The sequence below is a fragment of the Pseudaquabacterium rugosum genome, assembly GCF_038066575.1.
GTDB classification, from domain to species: domain Bacteria; phylum Pseudomonadota; class Gammaproteobacteria; order Burkholderiales; family Burkholderiaceae_C; genus Pseudaquabacterium; species Pseudaquabacterium rugosum.
Genome location: NZ_JBBUTF010000002.1, coordinates 62,928 through 83,171, shown reverse-complemented (window position 1 = coordinate 83,171; position 20,244 = coordinate 62,928). Strand labels below are relative to the sequence as shown.

Below are 20,244 nucleotides of genomic sequence, written 5' to 3'. Positions count from 1 at the left end.
CGACATGGCGCGCATCGCGTGCAACAAGATCTGTTCCCGGGGGCCGCCCTCCGGGCAGCTCAGCGGAACTCTGGCGCGTTCGTCAGCGCTTCATTTGTTCGAAGACATCCGGTACACCGAGACGCACATTCCGATTGGCCAGGAACCACGCGACGTTGGCCTGGTAGGCACGGTCGTCGGCCTCCAGGCACTCTGGGGTTGACGCCTCAGGCAGGCGTGATTGCCGCTCGCGAGCGCGGGCGCACGTGAGCGCGAAACGCCTGGCGCTGACCTGCTGGAGCTTCTCGTCCAGCTCGCGGATGCGCAGCACCAGCGCAGTGATGTGCCTCTCGAATGCGTCCTGAATGCTTTGCTGCCGCGAAAGGGCCTTGCTACGGTCGTTCTGCAGTTGGGCCAGGCTGCTGGCCAGCTGCGCATTGCGACGTTCCAGACCCTTGGCGTAGTCCTGCCAGGCTTTTGCCGACGCCCGTGCTGCGTGTGCGTCTTCTTGGATCTCATGCGCGACCTGTTCCTGACGGCGGTGAACGAAGCCCTCCACCGCGGCCTCGAAGCCGCTGACCGCCAGGTCAGTGAACTGCAGTGCATTGATCATTGCGTCGCTCCCTCTGCCTGCTGGGCATTCGCCGCTGAGCCTGCCGCGAAACGGCCGAGCCGCTGCCATGCAATCCGCTGGCCCTCGGTGACCACGAACACCTGCCCGTACAGCAGACGGCCATGCCGGGCCATCGCCAGTGCCATTCGAGCCGCCTCAGACACGCCGGCATCAGCGGCAGCGGTGAACGCGTCGAAGGCCGCCCACCAGTGGCAGCGCTCGTAGGCGGCCCATGCGCTGGTGAGGTCGGTGTTGCCAACCACGGCGGCATCAGGCCCGAGGCTGTCCACCGGACGGCCATTGAGGCTGGGATCGCCGTCCCGCCGCGCGGCGGCCGCCGCGTCCAGCGGCTGGCTGGTCACCAGCGTGCGATGCACGTCGCCGACTGCGCCGTTGATCGACGGGTCCACGTCGCGCCGGGCGGCTTCCGCAGCTGCACGCACCGCCTCCGGCACCGTTGCCACCGCCCCTTGCGCGGCAGGCCCCACCAGCAGTGCGCTGATGAATGCGGCGATCGCTGAACCTTGACGGATGCGCGTGAGTTGCATGGTGCTCCTTGCCCATTGTCGGCAGCCACCAGATGGGCCGCCGGGATGCATGCAACTCTAGCTGAAAGGGATTTTTTAACCGTGGTTTTTGCGACTACACAATGGAAATCTGAGGTGCATGAATGAAGCAGCCAAACCCCTCAAAGCCGGCAGGCCTGCGGGCGCCACGTCAGCCGACCCCGCGATAGCCCGTGCCTTCGGTCAAGCCTTGGTCGCCATGCGGCGGGAAGTCAACATCTCGCAGGAGAACCTTGCTTTGCTGGCGGGCGTGGACAGGTCCTACATGGGCAAGCTCGAGCGCGGCCAGGGCGCACCCAACCTCGCTGCCATCGTGCGCATCGCGGCGGCGCTGGGGTGCTCGGCGGCGGAACTCGTGCGGCGGTTTGAAGACGTGCTGGTGAACGCACTGCGACCAGCTCCTGCCGGCTCGGAGTGAACCTACGGCAATGTCGGGCGCAGCGCGATGCAAACTGTCAGTTGCGCGCGGGTGGGATGTCTTCCTTCGAAGAGAAGACTCACTGACGAATTTCTGCGTGACTCGACGGTAAGGCTGAAGAATGGTGAAGCCTTCCGTCCGGCTACCCCAGGGAGAACAAAGAACCATGTGGTCTGACAACGAAACAACGGTTGACTATCTGAACTTCGGCGTCGTCGCTGACGCCTGTGCCAAGCTCCTTCAGCAGGCGAAGGGCACTCCTATCTCCGTCGGCATCTCTGGAGGTTGGGGTGTGGGCAAGACCTCTCTCGTGCGCATGATCGAGGGGCGACTGAAGAAGGCCGACACGCCGGGGAATAACACCTACGTGGTGGTGACATTCAACCCGTGGCTGTACCAGGATTTTGAGGGCGCCCGAAGCGCGCTACTTCAGCTCGTGGGAGACGAGGTTCTTCGCCTTGCTGCCAAGGATGAGACCCTCCTCAAGAAGGCCAAAAAGGTCCTGAAACGCATCAACCTCCTTCGATTGGCTCAGTTGGGTGGAGAAGCTGCAGCGACGCTCTACACGGGTGTGCCCGTCGGCACCATCGGCTCGGCCATCATGAAAGTTGGCGGATTCTTCGGGCTTGGCGGCAAGGACGACGCCGACGACTCCGAAGAAGCCAACGATGGCAAGGACAAGGACGAAGCCGGCGAGGAGAAGGGCACGGGCTTGCTAAAACCAGCGGAACCAGTGTCGCTGCCGAGTGAGATCCAGGCGTTCCGTGATGCTCTCGAAGAACTGCTGGAGGAGCTGAAGGTCACGCTTGTTGTCTTCGTGGATGACCTGGACCGTTGCCTTCCCAAGACTGCAATCTCGACGCTGGAGTCGATTCGCCTGCTCCTGTTCCTCAAGCGCAGTGCTTTCGTCATCGCAGCAGACAACGAGTTCATCAAAGGCGCGGTCCGTGTGCACTTCGAGGGCACTGGTATCTCGGGCGAGGTCGAGACGAACTACTTCGACAAGCTCATCCAGGTCCCCTTGCATGTCCCCAGGCTCGGCACCAACGAGGCGAAGGCCTACTTGGCGCTCTTGCTCATGGAACGAGCACACGCAGATGGCGACTTCGATACAGAGAAGTTCAACGCTGCGAAGAAGGCTATCCCGGAACGGCTACAAACCAGTTGGAAGGGTGACGCCGTGTCTACCGAATTCCTACAGGCGCAGGCTGGCGTGGACAACGTCAAGATGGTGGCCCTCATGGAGCTGGCGGAGGGCTTGGCGCCGCTGCTGACCACTTCCAGCGTGAAGGCCAATCCGCGATTGATGAAGCGGTTCTTGAACACGGTGTACCTCCGTTCAGCGTTGGCCGAGCCTCAAGGTATCAAGCTGGATGTTCCGGCCCTCGCAAAGTGGCATCTTGTTGAGCGGTGCAACGAGCCGCTGGCGAACGCCTTGGCTGCGCTGGTTACCTCCGGGTCAGATGGGCGGGTTCTCGCGCTTCAGGCCGCGGAAGAAGCGGCAAAGGACCCCGCCAAGGCTCTACCCGACCCGTTCAAGGTCAACGATGAGTCGTTCGCGCGCGAGTGGCTCCAGCTGAAGCCAGCCCTCGGAGAACTCGACCTGCGTCCCTTGTTGCACCTGAGCAGGGACACTGCAACTCGGGAGTTCGGCGCGGACAACATGACGACCGCAGGTCGTGCATTGAGGGACGCGTTGGCCGTTGCAACGGCCTCCAATGCGCCGCTGACCGCAGCCATCAAGGCGGTCGACGCTGCGCAGGCAGGGATGGCGATGGCAAGGGCTTGGCAGTTGAGGGCAGGCAAGCGAACTTGGCGTTCGGCCGAGGATGTCATCACGCTCATCGAGCCCTGCAAGGTCTTCCCTGAGCTGGCCGGCCAGGCAGGTGAGCTACTGAAGGCGGCTCCCGTCGCCAAAATCGGGCCCGGAATCATCCCTTCGCTGTACGAACAAAGCTGGGCGCGTCCCATCCTGGATGAGTGGGAGGGAAGTTCGCATCTCGACAAGACGGCCAAGAACGCCATCCAGGCGAAGAAGAAGGTGAAGTGATGGGTACTTCCACTTCAAGCTCTGGCGGGAAGGCTGGCTCGCCATTCGACCCCGAGTGGCTGACTTCATCCGGGGCTGCTGGAGCTGCGGCCGGCGGAAATGGCGCTTCTGACGGTGGTGGCGACGCCAGCGGCGCGGACGGCCAGCAGGACGGTGGTTCAGAGGGGGCTGTTGACGGGGACTTTGCGCCGAACCGGCGGTTTGCCGACGCGCGGACAAAGATGTCCGCCTACCTCGCTGGAGGTGGTCGCCCTTCGTTGCGCGCCGCGGCCAAGAGCATGGTTACTCGTGGGATGGGCGGGTCAAGTAGGGCTGCTTCGACCATGCGAGGCACCTCGCGAGGCGCTGGTGCCCTTGGCCAGTTCTTGGCCTCAGCCCGTGACGGGTCCGACCCGCGTGTCGCCGATTGGGTGAACCATGCCCGGCAGTCGAACATGGCTGCAGACGACCTCATAGTGGAGTTGGTCAAGGAGGTCATGCCGAGTACCGGCAGCATTGACGACGAGTCGCTGCGCAACGCAGCTGCCGAAGCACTGGGGCAGCTCTACGAGCTCAACCCTGACATTGACATCTTCAACTTGACCGACGCCCAGATTCACGACGTCATGGCCATCACCATCGCCAACGATGTCTGCAATCGCATGGACCAGCAGCTCGGGCAGGCCTACGAGAAGCTGAAGTACGAACCCCAGCAGATTCAGCTTTACCGGCAGGACGTCAAGGAGTACGTGCAGTCAGAAGTGCGGGTCGTGATGGAGCGCCACGGATCTGCGGGACTTGACCCCAAAAGTCTCGCCCATGAGGTGCTGAAGTCGTCCTTGGAGGTGTTCGCATCATGATGAAGGTGCTGTGCACGTCTGTTGACCACCTGCCGGCAACCCTGGCCGAAGGCGAGCGTGCTTTCACGCTGTTCAAGAGCGCCAAGCGCGCTGGCGTTGGAACCATCGCCAAGGGTTGGCGTGGCTCGCTCAAACGCAAGGGCTTTGCCCCGAGCGCGCAGACCTGGGACTTCGTTCAGTTCTGTCTCGCCGCGTGCGCAGCGGACCTGTGTTGCCCGCGGAGCACGAGCGCGGACGGTTGGACACGGACCATCGAGCTGACAGTGGCTCTGCACGAGCCACTTCGGTGGACGCCCTGGAAAGCTCATGCCGAGTCCATGCTGAAGGTGCTGACCGGGGACTACTGGACGCTGAACTTCGTGGACGGCGGTGTCGCCCCGCCGAATGGCAAGCCCCAGCCTCTGCCGCACGACTGCGTTAGCCTCCTGTCTGGCGGCCTCGACAGCCTCATTGGCGGCATCAATCTGATGTCCGAAGGTCGGCGACCTGCATTTGTCTCGCAGTTGGCCCATGAGGACTCGGAGCGTCAGCGTCGGTACGCCAACATGCTCGGAGGCGGCGCAACCCACATGCAGTGGAGCCATGGCATCAGCTTCTCAGGCAGCCGCGAACCCTCGACGCGTGGACGGTCGCTGGCGTTCTATGCGTTCGCGGTCCTGGCCGCCTCGCGGATTGCTGGCGTGCCGGTCCAGGTCTTCATCCCGGAGAACGGATTCATCTGCATCAACCCGCCTTTGGTTCCCGGTCGGGTAGCCAGCCTGAGTACCCGAACGACGCACCCGATGTTCATCGCGGAGCTACAGGGTCTACTTGACGGGCTCGACATCGGCGTGCGACTGGAGTTGCCCTATCAGTTCAAGACGAAGGGGGAGATGCTTCGCGAGTGCGCGGACCAGGCCTTGCTCAGCAGCGTCGCGTCCAACTCTACGAGCTGTGGGAGGTTCCGAACCTACAACCGGACCCACTGCGGGCGCTGTGTTCCCTGCATGATTCGCCGTGCCGCGTTTCTCGCCTGGGGACCTGGGCGGGACACGACCGAGTATGTGCACCCGTCAGTCGTCGGCTCGGACAAGTCGAGTGGCCCGGATGACCCGATGGCAGCAGCTTTGGCTGTGCTGTCGGCCCAGGCGAAGGGGTTGGACCGCTTCTTGGGAGGAACCTTGGCCTTTTCATCGCTGACCGAGCGGCCTGCGTATCGCCGGGTGCTTCACGCAGGGCTTGGCGAGCTTGAAGCGCTGCTTCGAGGGGATGGACTGCTTTGATGGACTTCCACTGCCACCTCGACCTCTATCCTGGGGCGAGGGAGGTTCACCGCGAAGCGGCCCACCGGAACGAGTTCACTTGGTTGGTGACCACGAGCCCGAAGGCCTTTGCAGCTACGTCACGTGCGCTGCCGGCCGCGCCATCGGTGCTGATTTCGCCAGGGTTACACCCTGAGATTGCTCACGAGCGTGCCGCGGAGCTCGGCATGCTGCTGGAGCAGATGGCGAGCGTCAAGGCAGTTGGCGAGGTAGGTCTCGACGGGTCACCGCGATTCAGACCCCACTATGAGGTCCAGCGACGCATCTTTAGAGCGGTCGTCGCGCGGAGCGCGGAGTTGGGCGGTAGAACCCTGAGCATCCACTCCCGTCGAGCGGTACGGGACGTACTTGCCGACCTCGATGCACATCGAGGCTACGGGACGGCTGTACTGCACTGGTTTTCCGGGAGCAATCTTGAACTAAAAGCCGCCAAGGAACTTGGGTGCTGGTTCAGTATTGGGCCGGCCATGTTCGAGTCTGCAAGCGGTCGCACGTTGTCTGCGGCGATGCCGCACGACCGCGTTGTCCCCGAGAGCGACGGGCCATTTGCGCAGATGGGCGGTAGGCCGGTGATGCCTTGGAGCGCACCGGAGACTGCTCAGCGCCTCAGCGAAGTCTGGAACTTGCCTGTGGGAGCGGTCGCGGATCTGCTGGCCAACAACGGGGCGAATCTGCGCAGGACGATGGGCGTCTAACGCACCTAGCAGCACTCGCCTGAAGCACGGAACGATCATCGTGTCGTCGATTCGTACTTCAATTTTATGCGTAGCGTGGGTCGAACAGGCTCGCATCGAGCGGGATCAACCGCGAAGCCATCAGGCGAGCAAAGCCAAGACGTTCGGCTCAGACTCCTTTCGATTGTTGCGATTTTCGTTTGTTTCGAATAAAATGCGCTGCCCACGAAGGCCCTCTCATGACGCAGCCCCAATCTTTCGAAACTTCGCTCCCGGCAGCACGGGAAGTCGCGGCGGCCACCCATGGCCAACGGGCCTTGGCGGCATACCTGTCCACGCAACTCGAGACCCAGCAAATCCAGATCTTCGATGAGAAGAACGAAGCCCATGCGGTGGAGTTGCCGACATCGGCATTGCGCTTGCTCGTTGACATCCTCTCCGAGCTGGCTGACGGCAACGCGGTGAAGGTAGTGCCTATCCATGCCGAGCTGACTACTCAGGAGGCCGCCGATCTCATCAATGTATCGAGGCCGCACCTGGTCAAGCTGCTGGAGGCGGGCGTCCTGCCGTTCCACAAGACCGGCAAGCATCGGCGCGTGCGCTTCTCCGACCTGATGACCTACAAGGCAGCGCAAGAGCAGGCCAGCGCAGCCGCGATGGAGGAGCTCGCCGCCCAGGCTCAGGCCCTGCAGCTGGGCTACGAATGAGGAGCTCTCCGTTCACGGCCGTCTTTGATGCCTGTGTTCTGTACCCGGCGCCGCTTCGTGACTTCCTGGTCTGGCTGGCGCTCTCCGGCCGGTTTCGCGCCCGATGGACGGCCCTGATCCATGACGAGTGGGTGCGCAACCTGCTGAAGAACCGCCCGGATCTGAACCCTGCGCAGTTGCAGCGAACGGTAGACCTCATGAACCGCGCCGTTCCGGACGCGATGGTCATCGGTCACGAAGACTTGATCGGCGGATTGAGTCTGCCCGATCGCGATGATCGGCATGTGCTGGCCGCGGCCATCCGGTGCAACGCCAGCGTGATCGTGACCTTCAATGAACGCGATTTCCCTGCGGATGCGCTGTCGGCCTTCGGCATCGAAGTTCAGCACCCCGATGAGTTCATCGACAACCTGTTCGACCTGGACCAGGCCGCCGTGGTGGCCGCCGCCCAGAAGCAGCGCAGCACGCTGAAGAACCCGCCCATCGACGTGGATCGCTACCTCGCGATCTTGTCGAAGCAAGGCCTCTCGCGAACGGTCCGGAATTTGACCGGGTTCCGATCAGTGCTGTGATGTCACCGTAGCTTGCCAGCAAAGCGAACCAAGCTCCCTGATCCCGTACCTCAACCCTCGAATTCGCCTCGCGTTAACGGCAACACACGGCCCCCGACGCCCGCCGGCTGGGGTTACACTTCGGGGTGACGCTTTTGATCGCTCCGGCCGAGCATCATCGCTGTCGCAAGTGCTTGATCTGCTTCGAAAGAAGCCGAGAATTTTGAGATTTTGGTGGTGGCTCCCTGAAGCGCCACCAGAATTCGCACAGCCCGCTGCCCGCAAGGTCAGCGGGCTTTTGCATGGTGGGCCTCACCCGATGAGGCCCGCCGATCGCCCACCACAGCCCCTGGATCCACACCATGCTCCGCTGTGCCCTGGCGGCCACCGTCTGCGCGCTGGCCGCCCTTGTGCCGACCGTCCAAGCCCAGTCCACCGCCCGGCCCTTCCCGGTCGCGGCGCTGCGCGGCAGCCTGCAGGTGCTGCAGCCGCCGGACGTGCGACTCAACGGCGTGGCCGCCCGCCTGGCCCCCGGCGCCCGCATCCGCGGCACCGACAACCTGCTGCTGCTGCCGGTCCAGCTCAGCGGCCAGACGCTGACCGTGCACTACACGACCGAGCTGCAGGGCCTGATCCATCAGGTCTGGGTGCTGACGGCCGAGGAAGCCGCCCGCAAGCCCTGGCCGACGACCGCGGCCGAAGCCGCGGCCTGGACCTTCGATCCGGCCAGCCAGACCTGGTCCCGGCCCTGAGACGGCGCTCGCGCCGCCACTCACCGTCCCGGCCGCCGACGCACGGCCGATCGACCGCAGCCCTCCCTGCGTCCGCCCTCGCCCACACGACGCCATGAGCACCGACACCCCCGACGCCAAGACCGGCAAGAAGGTCTACATCCGCAGCTTCGGCTGCCAGATGAACGAGTACGACGCCGACAAGATGGCCGACGTGATGGGTGCGGCCGAGGGCTACACGCCCACCGACGACCCCGAGCAGGCCGACCTGATCCTCTTCAACACCTGCTCGGTGCGCGAGAAGGCGCAGGAGAAGGTGTTCTCCGACCTCGGCCGCGTCAAGCACCTCAAGAAGAAAGGCGTGCTGATCGGCGTCGGCGGCTGCGTGGCCAGCCAGGAAGGTGCGGCCATCATCGAGCGCGCACCCTACGTCGACGTGGTGTTCGGCCCGCAGACCCTGCACCGCCTGCCCGATCTGCTCAAGCGCCGCGCCGAGGCGCAGCGCCCGCAGGTCGACATCAGCTTCCCCGAGATCGAGAAGTTCGACCACCTGCCGCCGGCCAAGGTCGAGGGCGCGTCGGCCTTCGTCTCGATCATGGAAGGCTGCAGCAAGTACTGCAGCTACTGCGTGGTGCCCTACACCCGGGGTGAGGAGTTCAGCCGCCCCTTCGAGGAGGTGCTGGTCGAGGTGGCGGGCCTGGCCGAGCAGGGCGTCAAGGAAGTGACGCTGCTGGGCCAGAACGTCAACGCCTACCGCGGAAAGATGGGCGACAGCGCCGAGATCGCCGACTTCGCCACGCTGCTGGACTACGTGCACGAGATCCCCGGCATCGAGCGCATCCGCTACACCACCAGCCACCCCAACGAGTTCACGCAGGCGCTGATCGACGCCTATGGCCGCCTGCCCAAGCTCGTCAGCCACCTGCACCTGCCGGTGCAGCACGGCAGCGACCGCATCCTGATGGCGATGAAGCGCGGCTACACCGCGCTCGAATACAAGAGCACGATCCGCAAGCTGCGCGCCGTGCGCCCCGACATCAGCCTGTCCAGCGACTTCATCGTCGGCTTCCCCGGCGAGACCGAGGACGACCACGCGAAGACGCTCAAGCTGATCGAGGACATCGGCTACGACGCGAGCTTCAGCTTCGTCTTCAGCCCGCGCCCCGGCACGCCGGCGGCCAACCTGGCGGACGACACGCCGCAGGACGTCAAGCTCAAGCGCCTGCAGCAGCTGCAGGCGCTGATCGAGGAGAACGTGCGCCGCATCAGCGCCAGCCGCGCCGGCACCGTCCAGACCATCCTGGTCGAAGGCCCGTCGCGCCGCCCGGGCCCGGATGGCCAGCCCGAGCTGATGGGCCGCACCTTCTGCAACCGCATCGTCAACTTCGACGGCGGCCCGCTGCGCGACCGCCTGATCGGCCAGATGGTCGACGTGCGGATCACCGAAGCCCTGCCGCACTCGCTGCGCGGTGAGGTGCTGCGGCGCGAGGCCTGAGGCCTGTACGCGCGGGCGGGCGGACACCACCCCCGTGCCGCGCACGGCAGCCCGGGCGGGCCGCGTTCAGCCCGCCTGGCGCCCCGGCCCGAAGCCGGCCCACCACTGCAGGCCGGCGATCGCCACGCACATCAGCCCGTAGGTGCCGATGCGCCCGTCATGGCCCGTCAGCAACAGGCCGCCGAGCAGCACCGCCGCCCCCGCCAGCGCCGGCCACAGGCACAGCCCGCGCCACCCCACGCCGGCCAGCGCACGGCGCCACAACAGCCCCTTGGCCGCCCCGGCACAGATCAGCGTGACGACCAGCGCCGGCAGCAGCAGGTTGACCAGGTGGTTGAAGAACAGCAGCAGGCCCATGCACGCGACACCGGTGCGACCGGCGAAAAAAGCGGCCACCGTGCAAGGACGCGACAGCTGTGGCACCGTGACACGGTGCGCGGTCGCACCTGACGCAGATCAAGCGGGTGAGTCCCGATGCCCCGCCGGTGTGCCGTTGAACGGGCCCGAATCTTACAATCCGCTCCCGTGTCCGTCCTCGCCCTCAGCCTGAACCACCACACCGCGCCGGTCGACCTGCGCGGCCGTTTCGCGTTCACGCTCGAACAGATCCCGACGGCGCTGCGCGGCCTGCGCGATGGTCTGGACCGGTTGCTGCCCGAGGCCGCGCTGCTGTCGACCTGCAACCGCACCGAGCTCTACCTGGCCATCGATCCGGCCCATGCGCCCGCCGCGGTGCCGCCCGTGATCCAGTGGCTGGCGCGCCACGGTGGCGTGGGCGTCGAGGACCTGCAGCGCCACACCCACGTGCTGCACCACCGGGATGCCGCCCGCCACGCCTTCCGCGTGGCCGCCGGGCTGGATTCGATGGTGCTGGGCGAGCCGCAGATCCTCGGCCAGATGAAGCAGGCCGTGCGCGAGGCCGATGCCGCCGGCACGCTCGGCACCACGCTGCACCAGATGTTCCAGCGCGGCTTCTCGGTCGCCAAGGACGTGCGCAGCTCGACCGAGATCGGCGCCCACAGCATCAGCATGGCCGCCGCCGCCGTGCGCCTGGCCGGCCAGCTCTTCGAGGACCTGGCCGACATCCGCGTGCTGTTCGTCGGCGCCGGCGAGATGATCGAGCTGGTGGCCACGCATTTCGCGGCCCGCAACCCGAAGGCGATGGCGATTGCCAACCGCACGCTGGAGCGTGGCGAGAAGCTGGCCGGCCGCTTCGGTGCCGAGGCGCTGCGCCTGGCCGATCTGCCGCAGCGTCTGCACGAGTTCGACGCCGTCGTCTCCTGCACCGCCAGTTCGCTGCCGATCATCGGCCTGGGCGCCGTGCGCAGCGCGCTCAAGGCGCGCCGCCACCGCCCGATGTTCATGGTCGATCTGGCCGTGCCACGCGACATCGAGCCCGAGATCGCCGCCCTCGACGACGTCTACCTCTACACCGTCGATGACCTGTCGGCCGTGGTGCAGACCGCCGGCGAGAAGCGCCAGGCGGCCGTCGCCCAGGCCGAGGCCATCATCGATGCCGGCGTGCAGAGCTTCACCCACTGGCTGGACCAGCGCGCGACCGTGCCGCTGATCCAGGCCCTGCACGCGCAGACCGATGACTGGCGCACCGCCGAGCTGGCGCGCGCCCGCAAGGCGCTGGCCAAGGGCCAGGACGTGGACGCGGTGCTGGAGCAGCTGGCCCGCGGCCTGACCCACAAGCTGCTGCACGGCGCACTCGCCGAGCTGCACGCCAGCGACGGCGCGCACCGCGCGCAACTGGCCGAGACGGTCTCGCGCCTGTTCCTGCGGCAGTCGACGCGCTCCCCGCTGCCCGGCGACGCGGGCCCGCAGGACGGGCGTTAGCGACGCCCATCGTCCGCAGCCGGTCCCGACGACGATCCGGCCTGGCAGCGCCTGTCGCTGCAGCCCGGCCCGCACACGCCAGCCGGGACATCCGCCCGGCCACGGCCGCGAGCGGGCCCGGAACCCCGCCGTCCGACGCCACGGCCCACCACCGCGACACCCCATGAAGGACTCCCTGCGCACCGCGCTGCATCGCCTGGCCCTGCGGCTGCAGGAGCTCGACGCGCTGCTGGCCGATCCGGCCCTCAGCGCCGACATCAACCGCTACCGCCAGACCTCCCGCGAGCAGGCCGAGACGGCCGAGCACGTGCAGCGCCTGCACCGCTACGAGCAGCGTGAGGCCGATCGGACCGCCGCCCGCGCAATGCTCGACGACGCGGCCAGCGACGACGATCTGCGCGCCATGGCGCGCGAGGAGATCGCCCAGGCCGACGCCGATCTGGCCAGCCTGCTGACCGAGCTGCAACTGGCCCTGCTGCCGCGCGATCCGGACGACGCGCGGCCGGCCTTCGTCGAGATCCGCGCCGGCGCGGGCGGTGACGAGTCGGCGCTGTTCGCCGGCGACCTGGCCCGCATGTACCTGCGCTTCGTCGAGGCCCAGGGCTGGCGCGCCGAGGTGATGAGCGCCAACGCCTCCGACCTCGGCGGCTACAAGGAGCTGGTGCTGCGCATCGAGGGCGAGGGCGTCTACGGCCGGCTGAAGTTCGAGAGTGGCGGCCACCGCGTGCAGCGCATCCCCGCCACCGAGAGCCAGGGCCGCATCCACACCAGCGCCTGCACGGTGGCCGTGCTGCCCGAGCCTGACGAAGCAAGCGAGGTGACGCTGAACCCGGCCGAGCTGCGCATCGACACCTTCCGCGCCAGCGGCGCCGGCGGCCAGCACATCAACAAGACCGACTCGGCCGTGCGCATCACCCACCTGCCCAGCGGCCTGGTGGCCGAGTGCCAGGACGACCGCAGCCAGCACCGCAACAAGGCCAAGGCCCTGGCCGTGCTGCAGGCCCGTCTGCGCGACCGCGAACGCATCGAACGCGAGAGCCGCGAGGCCGCCACGCGCCGCAGCCTGGTCGGCAGCGGCGACCGCTCGGACCGCATCCGCACCTACAACTTCCCGCAGGGCCGGCTGACCGACCACCGCATCAACCTGACGCTCTACAAGCTGGGCCAGATCATGGAAGGTGCGCTCGACGACGTGCTGGCCGCGCTGCAGACGGCCCAGGCACAGGACCAGCTGGCCGCCCTTGAACAAGGGCAGGCATGAGCGCGCCGGCAGACCCCGCCGCCGCCCGGCCCGCCGGCCCCACGCTGGCCGAGGCCCTGCACGACGCCCGGCACGCCGGCCTGGACCGTGTCGACGCCCACGCGCTGCTGGGCGCCCTCCTCGGCCGTGACCGCGCCTGGCTGATCGCCCATGACGACCAGCGGCTCGATGCCGTGCAGACTGGACGTTGGGCCGATTGGCTGCGCCGCCGCGCCGACGGCGTGCCGGTGGCCTATCTGACCGGTACGCGCGAGTTCCACGGGCTGCGGCTGCAGGTCGGTCCGGCCGTGCTCGATCCGCGGCCCGACACCGAGGTGCTGGTCGACTGGGCGCTCGAACGCCTGGACGCGCTGGCGGCCGCCGGCCAGCCGCAGGCCCGCGTGCTGGACCTGGGCACGGGCAGCGGCGCGATCGCGCTGTCGGTGGCCCATGCCCGACCGGCCGCCACGGTCAGCGCCAGCGACCTCAGCCCGGATGCCCTGGCCCAGGCGCAGGCGAACGCACAGGCCCTCGGCCTGCGGCTGCAGGCCTGGTACCAGGGGCCCTGGTGGGATCCGCTGCCACAGGGCGAGCGCTGGCATCTGCTGCTGTCGAACCCGCCCTACATCGCCGGCGATGATCCGCACCTGCCCGCGCTGCGGCACGAGCCCCGCCTGGCGCTGACGCCCGAAGGCGACGGCCTGGACGCGCTGCGTGTGCTGGCCGCCGGCGCCCGCGCGCGGCTGGAACCCGACGGCTGGCTGCTGCTCGAACACGGCTGGGACCAGGGCCCGGCGGTGCGCGCGCTGCTGCAGGCCGCCGGCTTCACCGACGTGGCCACACGCGAGGACCTGGGCGGTCAGCCACGCTGTACCGGCGGCCGCAGCCCTGCCGGAACGACCGGCGCATCCTGAAGGCCCTGCCCGCCAGCGGCCGGGCGCCGCGCGCGACAATCCGGCCCTCGCCGCGTCGCGGCCGGCCTTTGCCGTATAACCCTTCCACCCGCGAGGCCGGAAGGCGCAGACCGCGCCCCAGGGCCCGCCCCGAACTCTCCGATCCTGAGGACACCACCATGAGCGACGTGCAACAACGCATCGACCAGATCGTCAAGGGCGACCGTGTCGTGCTCTTCATGAAGGGCACCGCCCAATTCCCGATGTGCGGCTTCTCCGGCCGCGCCGTGCAGGTGCTCAAGGCCTGCGGCGTCTCGCCCAAGACCGTCAACGTGCTCGAAGACGACGGCATCCGCCAGGGCATCAAGGACTACGCGAACTGGCCGACCATCCCCCAGCTCTACGTCGATGGCGAGTTCGTCGGCGGCTCGGACATCATGATGGAGATGTACCAGTCGGGCGAGCTGCAGCAGCTGCTGGGCAGCGCGTGAGCCTCGGCGCGCCGGCTGCGGTCACCGCCACGGGCGACGGGCCGCGGCTGATCGTCGGCATCACCGGTGCCAGCGGCGCGGCCTATGGCGTGCGGCTGTTGTCGCGCGCCCGGGCCCTCGGCCTGCGCACGCACCTGGTCGTGACCCCGGCCGGCGTGCTCAACGTCCACCACGAGTGCGGGCTGGACCGCGCCGCGTTGGAGGCGCTGGCCGACCAGGCCCATGCGCCGGGCGATGTCGGCGCCTGCATCGCCTCGGGCAGCTTCGACAGCGCGGCGATGGTCGTCGCGCCCTGCTCGATGAAGACGCTGGCCGCCGTGGCCCATGGCTTCGGCGACAACCTGCTGACGCGGGCGGCCGACGTGATGCTCAAGGAGCGCCGGCGCCTGGTGCTGATGGTGCGCGAGACGCCGTTCAACCTCGCCCATCTGCGCAACATGACGGCCGTCACCGAGATGGGCGGCGTCATCTTCCCGCCGCTGCCGGCCTTCTACCACCGGCCGGCGACGATCGACGAGATGGTCGACGAGACGGTCGAGCGGGTGCTGGCGCTGTGCGGGATCGAGGCCGCCACACCGCAGCGCTGGACCGGCCTGCGGCCGGGTGCGGGCCGCTGAGACCGCGGACTCAGGCCAGCCACTGCTGGCGGCAGGCCAGCACCGCGTTCGGATACTGAGGCTTGCCACGGCTGCCGTTGTAGCGGCCGAGCGCCATGCCCAGATCGCCGCGCTCCCGGTCCAGGTAGTGGCGCAGGATCACGCAGCCGAAGCGCAGATTGGTCTGCATGTGGAACAGCCGCGCCGGGTCGCCATCACCGATCAGCCGCGCCCAGAACGGCATCACCTGCATGTAGCCGCGCGCGCCCACCGGGCTGATCGCGTACTTGCGGAAGCCGCTCTCGACCTGGATCAGGCCCAGCACCAGCGCGGGCTCCAGCCCGGCACGGGCACTCTCGTACCAGAGCGCCTCCAGGAACTCGATGCGGGTCTGGGCCTCGGACTTGCGGCGCTTCAGGCGCTCGCTCATCACCGCCAGCCACTGGTCGTAGCGCTGCTGCGCGGCCACATCGGCGAAGCGCTGCAGCCGCGGCGGCGCCTCGGCGGCGATGGCCGCCGACAGCGCACTGCGCACCTTGTCGGCCAGCGGCTCCTCGGCCTGGGCGCCCGCACGCGCCGGCGGAGCGGACAAGGCCAGGCCCAGCGCCGAGACCGTGCCGAGCGCTGGCGCGGCGGCGGAGATCACGGCCGACAGGCAGCGCCGGCGTGACAGCCCGGCCGCCACGCCATCATCGACCCGACTCACCCGCGCAGCCGCGCCCCGACCTGGCTGGCGGCCTCCGCCAGCGGCATCACCGTGGCCTGGGCTTCACGACGGCCCTGCACCTCGACCGTGCCGGCCTTCAGGCCGCGGTCGGAGATGACGATGCGCTGCGGCACGCCGACCAGCTCCCAGTCGGCGAACATCGCGCCCGGGCGCTCGCCGCGGTCGTCCAGCAGCACGTCCACGCCGGCGGCCTGCAGCTCGGCGTACAGCGCCTCGGCCGCGGCCTTGACCTCGGCCGAGCGGTCCATGCCGATCGGGCAGATCACGGCCTGGAACGGCGCGATCGAGGCCGGCCAGATGATGCCGCGCTCGTCATGGTTCTGCTCGATGGCCGCGCCCAGGATGCGCGTGACGCCGATGCCGTAGCAGCCCATCTCGAAGAAGGCCGGCTTGCCGGTCTCGTCGAGGAAGGTGGCGTTCATCGTCTTCGAGTACTTGGTGCCGAGGTAGAACACATGGCCGACCTCGATGCCGCGCTCGATCGCCAGCACGCCCTGGCCGTCGGGCGAGGGATCGCCCTCGACGACGTTGCGGATGTCGACCACCAGGTCCGGCTCGGGCAGGTCACGGCCCCAGTTCACGCCGGTCAGGTGGTAGTCCTCCTCGTTGGCGCCGCAGCAGAAGTCGCTCATCGCGGCGACCGAACGGTCGGCGATGATCTTGACCGGCTGCTTCAGGCCGATCGGGCCCAGGTAGCCGGGCTTGCAGCCGAAGTGCGCGTCGATCTCGGCCAGCGTGGCGAAACGGAAGCCGTCCTTCAGGCCCGGCACCTTGCCGACCTTGACCTCGTTCATCTCGTGGTCGCCGCGCAGCAGCAGCAGCCAGACGGTCGAGCCGGCCGGGTTGCCCTGCTCGTCGAGCCGGTCGGTGGCCAGCACCAGGCTCTTGAGCGACTTCGTCATCGGCAGGCCGAGGAAGGCGGCGACGTCGGCGCAGGTGCTCTTGCCCGGCGTCAGCGTCTTGGCCATCGCGACGGTCGGCTCGGCGCGCGGGGCGGCCGGCGCCACGGCCTCGGCCAGCTCGATGTTGGCGGCGTAGTCGCTGGTCGGGCAGTAGATGATCGCGTCCTCGCCGGTCTGGGCGATGACCTGGAACTCGTGGCTGAGGTCGCCACCGATCGCGCCGGTGTCGGCCGCCACGGCACGGTAGGTCAGGCCGAAGCGGTCGAAGATCCGCTTGTAGGCGGCGAACATCGTCTCGTAGCTCCTGGCCGCCGCCTCGGGGCTGCGGTCGAAGGAGTACGCGTCCTTCATCGTGAACTCACGTCCGCGCATGATGCCGAAGCGCGGCCGGCGCTCGTCGCGGAACTTGGTCTGGATGTGATAGAAATTCTTGGGCAGCTGCTTGTAGCTGCGCAGCTCCTGGCGGGCGATGTCGGTGACGACCTCCTCGCTGGTGGGCTGGATGATGAAGTCGCGGTCATGCCGGTCCTTCACGCGCATCAGCTCGGGGCCCATCTTGTCGAAGCGGCCGGTCTCCTGCCAGAGCTCGGCCGGCTGCACGATCGGCATCAGCAGCTCGACCGCACCGCCGCGGCTCATCTCGTCACGGATGATGCCCTCGACCTTGCGGATCACCCGCAGGCCCATCGGCATGTAGTTGTAGATGCCGGCGCCCAGGCGCTTGATCATGCCGGCACGCATCATCAGCTGGTGGCTGACCACCTCGGCATCGGCCGGGGCTTCCTTCAGGGTGGAGATGAAGAACTGGGAGGCTTTCATGGGCGGCGGATCCCCCGTGAAGCCGGGCCCTCGAACCTCAGGGCCCGCATCCACAGGGAACTGGACGTGACGCTCTTGACTCGACAGACGGTGCGGGTAAGCGATCTTCCCGGGCCGTTCGGAGTCGATGCAATAATGAGCGTAATTAGAGAAATTGGGGTTTGATTATGCTCGACAGGGAAGGCTTCAGGCCCAACGTCGGCATCATCCTGCTCAACGCGCGCAATCAGGTCTTCTGGGGCAAGCGTCTGCGTACCCACTCCTGGCAGTTCCCGCAAGGGGGCATCAAGCAGGGTGAGTCGCCCGAGCAGGCCATGTTCCGCGAGCTGCACGAGGAAGTCGGCTTGCGGCCCGAGCATGTCCGCATCCTGGCGCGTACGCGCGACTGGCTGCGCTACGAAGTGCCGGAGCACTTCATCCGCAAGGACGCCCGGGGCCACTATCGGGGCCAGAAACAGATCTGGTTCCTGCTCAAGCTGATGGGCCGCGACAGCGACCTGGATCTGCGCGCCACCGACCACCCTGAGTTCGACGCCTGGCGCTGGAACGACTACTGGGTGCCGCTGGAACTGGTCATCGAGTTCAAGCGCGACGTCTACCAGATGGCGCTGTCCGAGCTCGCCCGCTTCCTGCCCCGGATCAACCCGCACAACCGCTATCTGCGCGGGGGCATGCGCTCGCGCGGCTTCGACGAGATGCCGCATGGCCGCTCGACCGAGCTGGGGGCAGCCCTGCCGCCACTGGTGCGGCCGGATGTGCGCCGGGAGGGTTCGGGCGACGGCGAAGCGGCGTCCGGCGACGGGCTGTCGAGGCCGCCCGAGCGCTGAACCTGCGCCGTGGCCAGCCCGCCGTCACCGGGGGCTGGCCCGCGACAGCGGGGCGCATCCTGTTGCATCCGCTTGCAAAGCGGCGCCGGCGGTGCGTGCGCCCTGCACACCTGCCCGCATGAGCGGGCCAGACAATCCGCCGTTGCACTACAGGCCGCAGCCCACGCGGCCGACAGTCATGCTGCCAGTACCAGGAGCACCGATGGACGATCTGAACGCCCGCTTCCAGCAGGCCGTCACCGAGTCACGTCAGCTGACGTCTCGCCCCGACAACATGACCCTGCTGCAGCTCTATGCGCTGTACAAGCAGGCCACCGAGGGCGACGTGACGGGTGAACGCCCCGGCTTCAGCGACCTGGTCGGCCGCGCCAAGTGGGACGGCTGGGCCGGCCTGCGCGGCACGTCCACCGATGACGCGATGACCCGCTACGTCGATCTGGTCGACAGCCTGAAGTGACCTTGCCGGCCGGCGGCGCACCAGCGCCCCGGCCGACTCACATCGCGTCACCCTGCCGGGCCGCGCCCAGCAGCGCATCGAGATTGCGGGCGATCTCCGCCTCGATGCGCGGCGCGAAGCCGGCCAGCAGGAAGCCCAGCTGGGCATCGAGCGTGAAGCCGTCGGCGGCAACCTGGAGCGTGCCCCGCACGCCCGGCCGCTCGAAATGCACGCGGTCCCCGGCCACACCCGGCTCACTGCGGCAGCGCAGACCGAAGACCGACTCGGCCTCGCTGATCCAGCGCCGGGCGATCGCCCGCGCGCCCTCCAGGCCGAGATCGTGAGGGCGATGCAGGTGCAGGGTGTGGCTCATGCGGACAAGCCGCCCGGGGCGGCGCAACGGACGTTGACGGGGACGGAACGGCGCGCACCATCGCGCACGGCTGGCGGGCCGCCCATCAGGGTCGCGTCGTGAAAGGCTGCACGGGCGCCATCAAGGCCTGCAGCCGGGCGCGCCGCTCATCGGGCGGCAGCGCCGCCAGCCGCTCGACCGCCGCATGGAAACGGGCGAAGTCGGCGCCCTCCTCGGCATGCAGGCGCTCGAAGGCCGGCACCCAGCCGTCATAGGCCGTCTGCAGCGCGAGCGCGGCATTGTTGGCCCGCGCGAACCAGGCGTCGTAGCGGGCATCGCCCTGCCAGGGGCCGGCCTTGAGCGCCGCGTGGGCGGCCCGCAGCCGAGCGAAGACCTCGGCCTTCTGCTGCCGGCGCTCGGCCGCCGACAGATCCTGGCGGGCGTAGAGCGCCTGCAGCTCATCGCGGGCCTGACGGGTCAGGCGCAGGAAGTCGGCACGCAGGCGGGCAGCCCGCGTGCCGTCGACGACCGGCCGCCCCTGGTCGGCCTGCCAGCGGGCCAGACCGAGACGCTCGACCGCCGTCGCGTAAGACTCGTTGAAGCGGGTGTCGTCGGCGACGTAGACCCGCTGATGCGCCAGCTCGTGGAAGATCAGGCGGGCCGTCTCGTCCTCGGCGCCGCGCACGAAGGTGTCGAGCAGCGGATCGCCGCCCAGCCAGTTGGTCCAGCCCAGCGTGCTGTAGGCCGGCACGCCGTAGACCATCACCTCCAGGCCCCGGGCCTGCAGCCGCGCTGCCTCGGCACGGGCACGGGCCTCGTCGAACCAGCCCTGGTAGCCGACGCAGCCCATCAGCGGATGGCACCAGGTGTGCAACGCCAGCGACAGCTCCGGCGTGGCCACCACGTTCCAGACCACGGCGGGCCGATCGAGCTGCGCATAACGCGTGTAGCTGGCGTTGTCGGGCAGGGCCAGCGCCTGCACCGCCCAACGCCGCATCTGCTGCGCCTCGCGCAGCCGCCCGGCCAGCGCGGGCGGGGTCGCCGGATCGGCCAGCCAGTCGTCGACCGGCCGCGCCGCCCGCATCAGCTGCAGGTGGCCGCCGACCGCCTGGCCGTAGTAGCCGACCGCCTCGCCGACGGCACCCAGGCTCTGGCAGCCGCCGAGCAGCAGCGTGGCCAGGGCAAGGGGCACCGC

The 20,244-nt window shown here is 68.1% G+C and carries 23 protein-coding genes; 16 read left to right on the top strand and 7 right to left on the bottom strand.

Annotation, left to right across the window (positions count from 1 at the left end):
• Positions 1-82: 82 nt before the first annotated feature.
• Positions 83-592 (bottom strand): hypothetical protein, encoded by a 510-nt coding sequence (locus AACH11_RS00985; RefSeq protein WP_341372322.1) that lies wholly within the window; start codon positions 590-592, stop codon positions 83-85.
• Positions 589-1,140 (bottom strand): hypothetical protein, encoded by a 552-nt coding sequence (locus AACH11_RS00980; RefSeq protein ID WP_341372321.1) that lies wholly within the window; start codon positions 1,138-1,140, stop codon positions 589-591. The genes AACH11_RS00985 and AACH11_RS00980 overlap by 4 nt, the downstream gene beginning before the upstream one ends.
• Before the next feature lie 118 nt (positions 1,141-1,258).
• Between AACH11_RS00980 and AACH11_RS00975 the strand changes: the two genes are divergently transcribed.
• From AACH11_RS00975 to miaB, 9 genes are all read left to right on the top strand, one after another.
• Positions 1,259-1,576 (top strand): helix-turn-helix domain-containing protein, encoded by a 318-nt coding sequence (locus AACH11_RS00975; protein ID WP_341372320.1) that lies wholly within the window; start codon positions 1,259-1,261, stop codon positions 1,574-1,576.
• Between the two features lie 166 nt (positions 1,577-1,742).
• A complete protein-coding gene (locus tag AACH11_RS00970) occupies positions 1,743-3,626 on the top strand; it encodes a KAP family P-loop NTPase fold protein (RefSeq protein WP_341372319.1) in 1,884 nt (627 codons plus the stop codon).
• Positions 3,626-4,465 carry a Qat anti-phage system associated protein QatB gene (qatB, locus tag AACH11_RS00965; RefSeq protein ID WP_341372318.1) on the top strand — a complete coding sequence of 280 codons (840 nt, stop codon included), beginning with the start codon at positions 3,626-3,628 and terminating at the stop codon, positions 4,463-4,465. Before AACH11_RS00970 ends, qatB begins: the two co-directional genes overlap by 1 nt.
• Positions 4,462-5,727 (top strand): Qat anti-phage system QueC-like protein QatC, encoded by a 1,266-nt coding sequence (gene qatC / locus AACH11_RS00960; protein ID WP_341372317.1) that lies wholly within the window; start codon positions 4,462-4,464, stop codon positions 5,725-5,727. The genes qatB and qatC overlap by 4 nt, the downstream gene beginning before the upstream one ends.
• Positions 5,727-6,461, top strand: a complete 735-nt coding sequence (qatD, locus tag AACH11_RS00955) for a Qat anti-phage system TatD family nuclease QatD (RefSeq protein WP_341372316.1) — start codon at positions 5,727-5,729, stop codon at positions 6,459-6,461. The genes qatC and qatD overlap by 1 nt, the downstream gene beginning before the upstream one ends.
• Positions 6,462-6,679: 218 nt before the next feature.
• On the top strand, positions 6,680-7,147 hold the full coding sequence (locus AACH11_RS00950) for a helix-turn-helix domain-containing protein (protein WP_341372315.1): 468 nt from the start codon (positions 6,680-6,682) through the stop codon (positions 7,145-7,147).
• Positions 7,144-7,719 (top strand): VapC50 family PIN domain-containing toxin, encoded by a 576-nt coding sequence (locus AACH11_RS00945; RefSeq protein WP_341372314.1) that lies wholly within the window; start codon positions 7,144-7,146, stop codon positions 7,717-7,719. The genes AACH11_RS00950 and AACH11_RS00945 overlap by 4 nt, the downstream gene beginning before the upstream one ends.
• A 341-nt stretch (positions 7,720-8,060) precedes the next feature.
• Entirely contained in the window at positions 8,061-8,450 is a 390-nt protein-coding gene (locus AACH11_RS00940) for a hypothetical protein (RefSeq protein WP_341372313.1), read from the top strand.
• A gap of 94 nt (positions 8,451-8,544) precedes the next feature.
• A complete protein-coding gene (miaB, locus tag AACH11_RS00935; protein WP_341372312.1) occupies positions 8,545-9,924 on the top strand; it encodes a tRNA (N6-isopentenyl adenosine(37)-C2)-methylthiotransferase MiaB in 1,380 nt (459 codons plus the stop codon).
• Positions 9,925-9,990: 66 nt separating this feature from the next.
• Here miaB and AACH11_RS00930 read toward each other — a convergent pair whose 3' ends face one another.
• A complete protein-coding gene (locus AACH11_RS00930) occupies positions 9,991-10,281 on the bottom strand; it encodes a hypothetical protein (protein ID WP_341372311.1) in 291 nt (96 codons plus the stop codon).
• A 168-nt stretch (positions 10,282-10,449) separates the two neighbouring features.
• On the opposite strand from AACH11_RS00930, the gene hemA reads away from it, so the two are divergent.
• The 5 genes from hemA (at position 10,450) to AACH11_RS00905 (ending at position 15,007) form a co-directional block, all read left to right on the top strand.
• Positions 10,450-11,766 carry a glutamyl-tRNA reductase gene (gene hemA / locus AACH11_RS00925; RefSeq protein ID WP_341372310.1) on the top strand — a complete coding sequence of 439 codons (1,317 nt, stop codon included), beginning with the start codon at positions 10,450-10,452 and terminating at the stop codon, positions 11,764-11,766.
• A 163-nt stretch (positions 11,767-11,929) separates the two neighbouring features.
• On the top strand, positions 11,930-13,027 hold the full coding sequence (prfA, locus tag AACH11_RS00920) for a peptide chain release factor 1 (RefSeq protein ID WP_341372309.1): 1,098 nt from the start codon (positions 11,930-11,932) through the stop codon (positions 13,025-13,027).
• Complete coding sequence (prmC, locus tag AACH11_RS00915; RefSeq protein WP_341372308.1) at positions 13,024-13,920, top strand: peptide chain release factor N(5)-glutamine methyltransferase; 897 nt, start codon at positions 13,024-13,026, stop codon at positions 13,918-13,920. Before prfA ends, prmC begins: the two co-directional genes overlap by 4 nt.
• A 158-nt stretch (positions 13,921-14,078) precedes the next feature.
• On the top strand, positions 14,079-14,390 hold the full coding sequence (gene grxD, locus AACH11_RS00910; protein WP_341372307.1) for a Grx4 family monothiol glutaredoxin: 312 nt from the start codon (positions 14,079-14,081) through the stop codon (positions 14,388-14,390).
• A complete protein-coding gene (locus AACH11_RS00905; protein WP_341372306.1) occupies positions 14,387-15,007 on the top strand; it encodes a UbiX family flavin prenyltransferase in 621 nt (206 codons plus the stop codon). The genes grxD and AACH11_RS00905 overlap by 4 nt, the downstream gene beginning before the upstream one ends.
• A 10-nt stretch (positions 15,008-15,017) precedes the next feature.
• Here AACH11_RS00905 and AACH11_RS00900 read toward each other — a convergent pair whose 3' ends face one another.
• Both AACH11_RS00900 and AACH11_RS00895 read right to left on the bottom strand, forming a co-directional pair.
• Entirely contained in the window at positions 15,018-15,629 is a 612-nt protein-coding gene (locus AACH11_RS00900) for a lytic transglycosylase domain-containing protein (protein WP_423228677.1), read from the bottom strand.
• Between the two features lie 59 nt (positions 15,630-15,688).
• Complete coding sequence (locus AACH11_RS00895) at positions 15,689-17,434, bottom strand: proline--tRNA ligase (RefSeq protein ID WP_341372305.1); 1,746 nt, start codon at positions 17,432-17,434, stop codon at positions 15,689-15,691.
• 167 nt (positions 17,435-17,601) lie between these two features.
• Between AACH11_RS00895 and AACH11_RS00890 the strand changes: the two genes are divergently transcribed.
• Together AACH11_RS00890 and AACH11_RS00885 are read left to right on the top strand one after the other, a co-directional pair.
• On the top strand, positions 17,602-18,261 hold the full coding sequence (locus tag AACH11_RS00890; RefSeq protein ID WP_341372304.1) for an RNA pyrophosphohydrolase: 660 nt from the start codon (positions 17,602-17,604) through the stop codon (positions 18,259-18,261).
• A 202-nt stretch (positions 18,262-18,463) separates the two neighbouring features.
• Complete coding sequence (locus AACH11_RS00885; protein WP_341372303.1) at positions 18,464-18,718, top strand: acyl-CoA-binding protein; 255 nt, start codon at positions 18,464-18,466, stop codon at positions 18,716-18,718.
• Positions 18,719-18,755: 37 nt separating this feature from the next.
• Here the strand turns inward: AACH11_RS00885 and AACH11_RS00880 are convergent, their stop codons facing one another.
• Positions 18,756-19,070 (bottom strand): polyhydroxyalkanoic acid system family protein, encoded by a 315-nt coding sequence (locus tag AACH11_RS00880; RefSeq protein ID WP_341372302.1) that lies wholly within the window; start codon positions 19,068-19,070, stop codon positions 18,756-18,758.
• A gap of 85 nt (positions 19,071-19,155) precedes the next feature.
• Positions 19,156-20,241, bottom strand: a complete 1,086-nt coding sequence (locus tag AACH11_RS00875; RefSeq protein ID WP_341372301.1) for an aminopeptidase — start codon at positions 20,239-20,241, stop codon at positions 19,156-19,158.
• Between the last annotated feature and the right edge of the window lie 3 nt (positions 20,242-20,244).

Excerpts from the sequence above, each read along its gene's own strand:
- prfA (WP_341372309.1), top strand. The coding sequence starts at position 11,930 with ATGAAGGACTCCCTGCGCACCGCGCTGCATCGCCTGGCCCTGCGGCTG.
- qatC (WP_341372317.1), top strand. The coding sequence starts at position 4,462 with ATGATGAAGGTGCTGTGCACGTCTGTTGACCACCTGCCGGCAACCCTG.
- AACH11_RS00895 (WP_341372305.1), bottom strand. The coding sequence starts at position 17,434 with ATGAAAGCCTCCCAGTTCTTCATCTCCACCCTGAAGGAAGCCCCGGCC.
- AACH11_RS00975 (WP_341372320.1), top strand. The coding sequence starts at position 1,259 with ATGAATGAAGCAGCCAAACCCCTCAAAGCCGGCAGGCCTGCGGGCGCC.
- AACH11_RS00930 (WP_341372311.1), bottom strand. The coding sequence starts at position 10,281 with ATGGGCCTGCTGCTGTTCTTCAACCACCTGGTCAACCTGCTGCTGCCG.
- AACH11_RS00945 (WP_341372314.1), top strand. The coding sequence starts at position 7,144 with ATGAGGAGCTCTCCGTTCACGGCCGTCTTTGATGCCTGTGTTCTGTAC.
- AACH11_RS00970 (WP_341372319.1), top strand. The coding sequence starts at position 1,743 with ATGTGGTCTGACAACGAAACAACGGTTGACTATCTGAACTTCGGCGTC.
- qatD (WP_341372316.1), top strand. The coding sequence starts at position 5,727 with ATGGACTTCCACTGCCACCTCGACCTCTATCCTGGGGCGAGGGAGGTT.
- grxD (WP_341372307.1), top strand. The coding sequence starts at position 14,079 with ATGAGCGACGTGCAACAACGCATCGACCAGATCGTCAAGGGCGACCGT.
- qatB (WP_341372318.1), top strand. The coding sequence starts at position 3,626 with ATGGGTACTTCCACTTCAAGCTCTGGCGGGAAGGCTGGCTCGCCATTC.
- miaB (WP_341372312.1), top strand. The coding sequence starts at position 8,545 with ATGAGCACCGACACCCCCGACGCCAAGACCGGCAAGAAGGTCTACATC.
- AACH11_RS00980 (WP_341372321.1), bottom strand. The coding sequence starts at position 1,140 with ATGCAACTCACGCGCATCCGTCAAGGTTCAGCGATCGCCGCATTCATC.
- prmC (WP_341372308.1), top strand. The coding sequence starts at position 13,024 with ATGAGCGCGCCGGCAGACCCCGCCGCCGCCCGGCCCGCCGGCCCCACG.
- AACH11_RS00950 (WP_341372315.1), top strand. The coding sequence starts at position 6,680 with ATGACGCAGCCCCAATCTTTCGAAACTTCGCTCCCGGCAGCACGGGAA.
- AACH11_RS00885 (WP_341372303.1), top strand. The coding sequence starts at position 18,464 with ATGGACGATCTGAACGCCCGCTTCCAGCAGGCCGTCACCGAGTCACGT.
- AACH11_RS00985 (WP_341372322.1), bottom strand. The coding sequence starts at position 592 with ATGATCAATGCACTGCAGTTCACTGACCTGGCGGTCAGCGGCTTCGAG.
- AACH11_RS00890 (WP_341372304.1), top strand. The coding sequence starts at position 17,602 with ATGCTCGACAGGGAAGGCTTCAGGCCCAACGTCGGCATCATCCTGCTC.
- AACH11_RS00940 (WP_341372313.1), top strand. The coding sequence starts at position 8,061 with ATGCTCCGCTGTGCCCTGGCGGCCACCGTCTGCGCGCTGGCCGCCCTT.
- AACH11_RS00880 (WP_341372302.1), bottom strand. The coding sequence starts at position 19,070 with ATGAGCCACACCCTGCACCTGCATCGCCCTCACGATCTCGGCCTGGAG.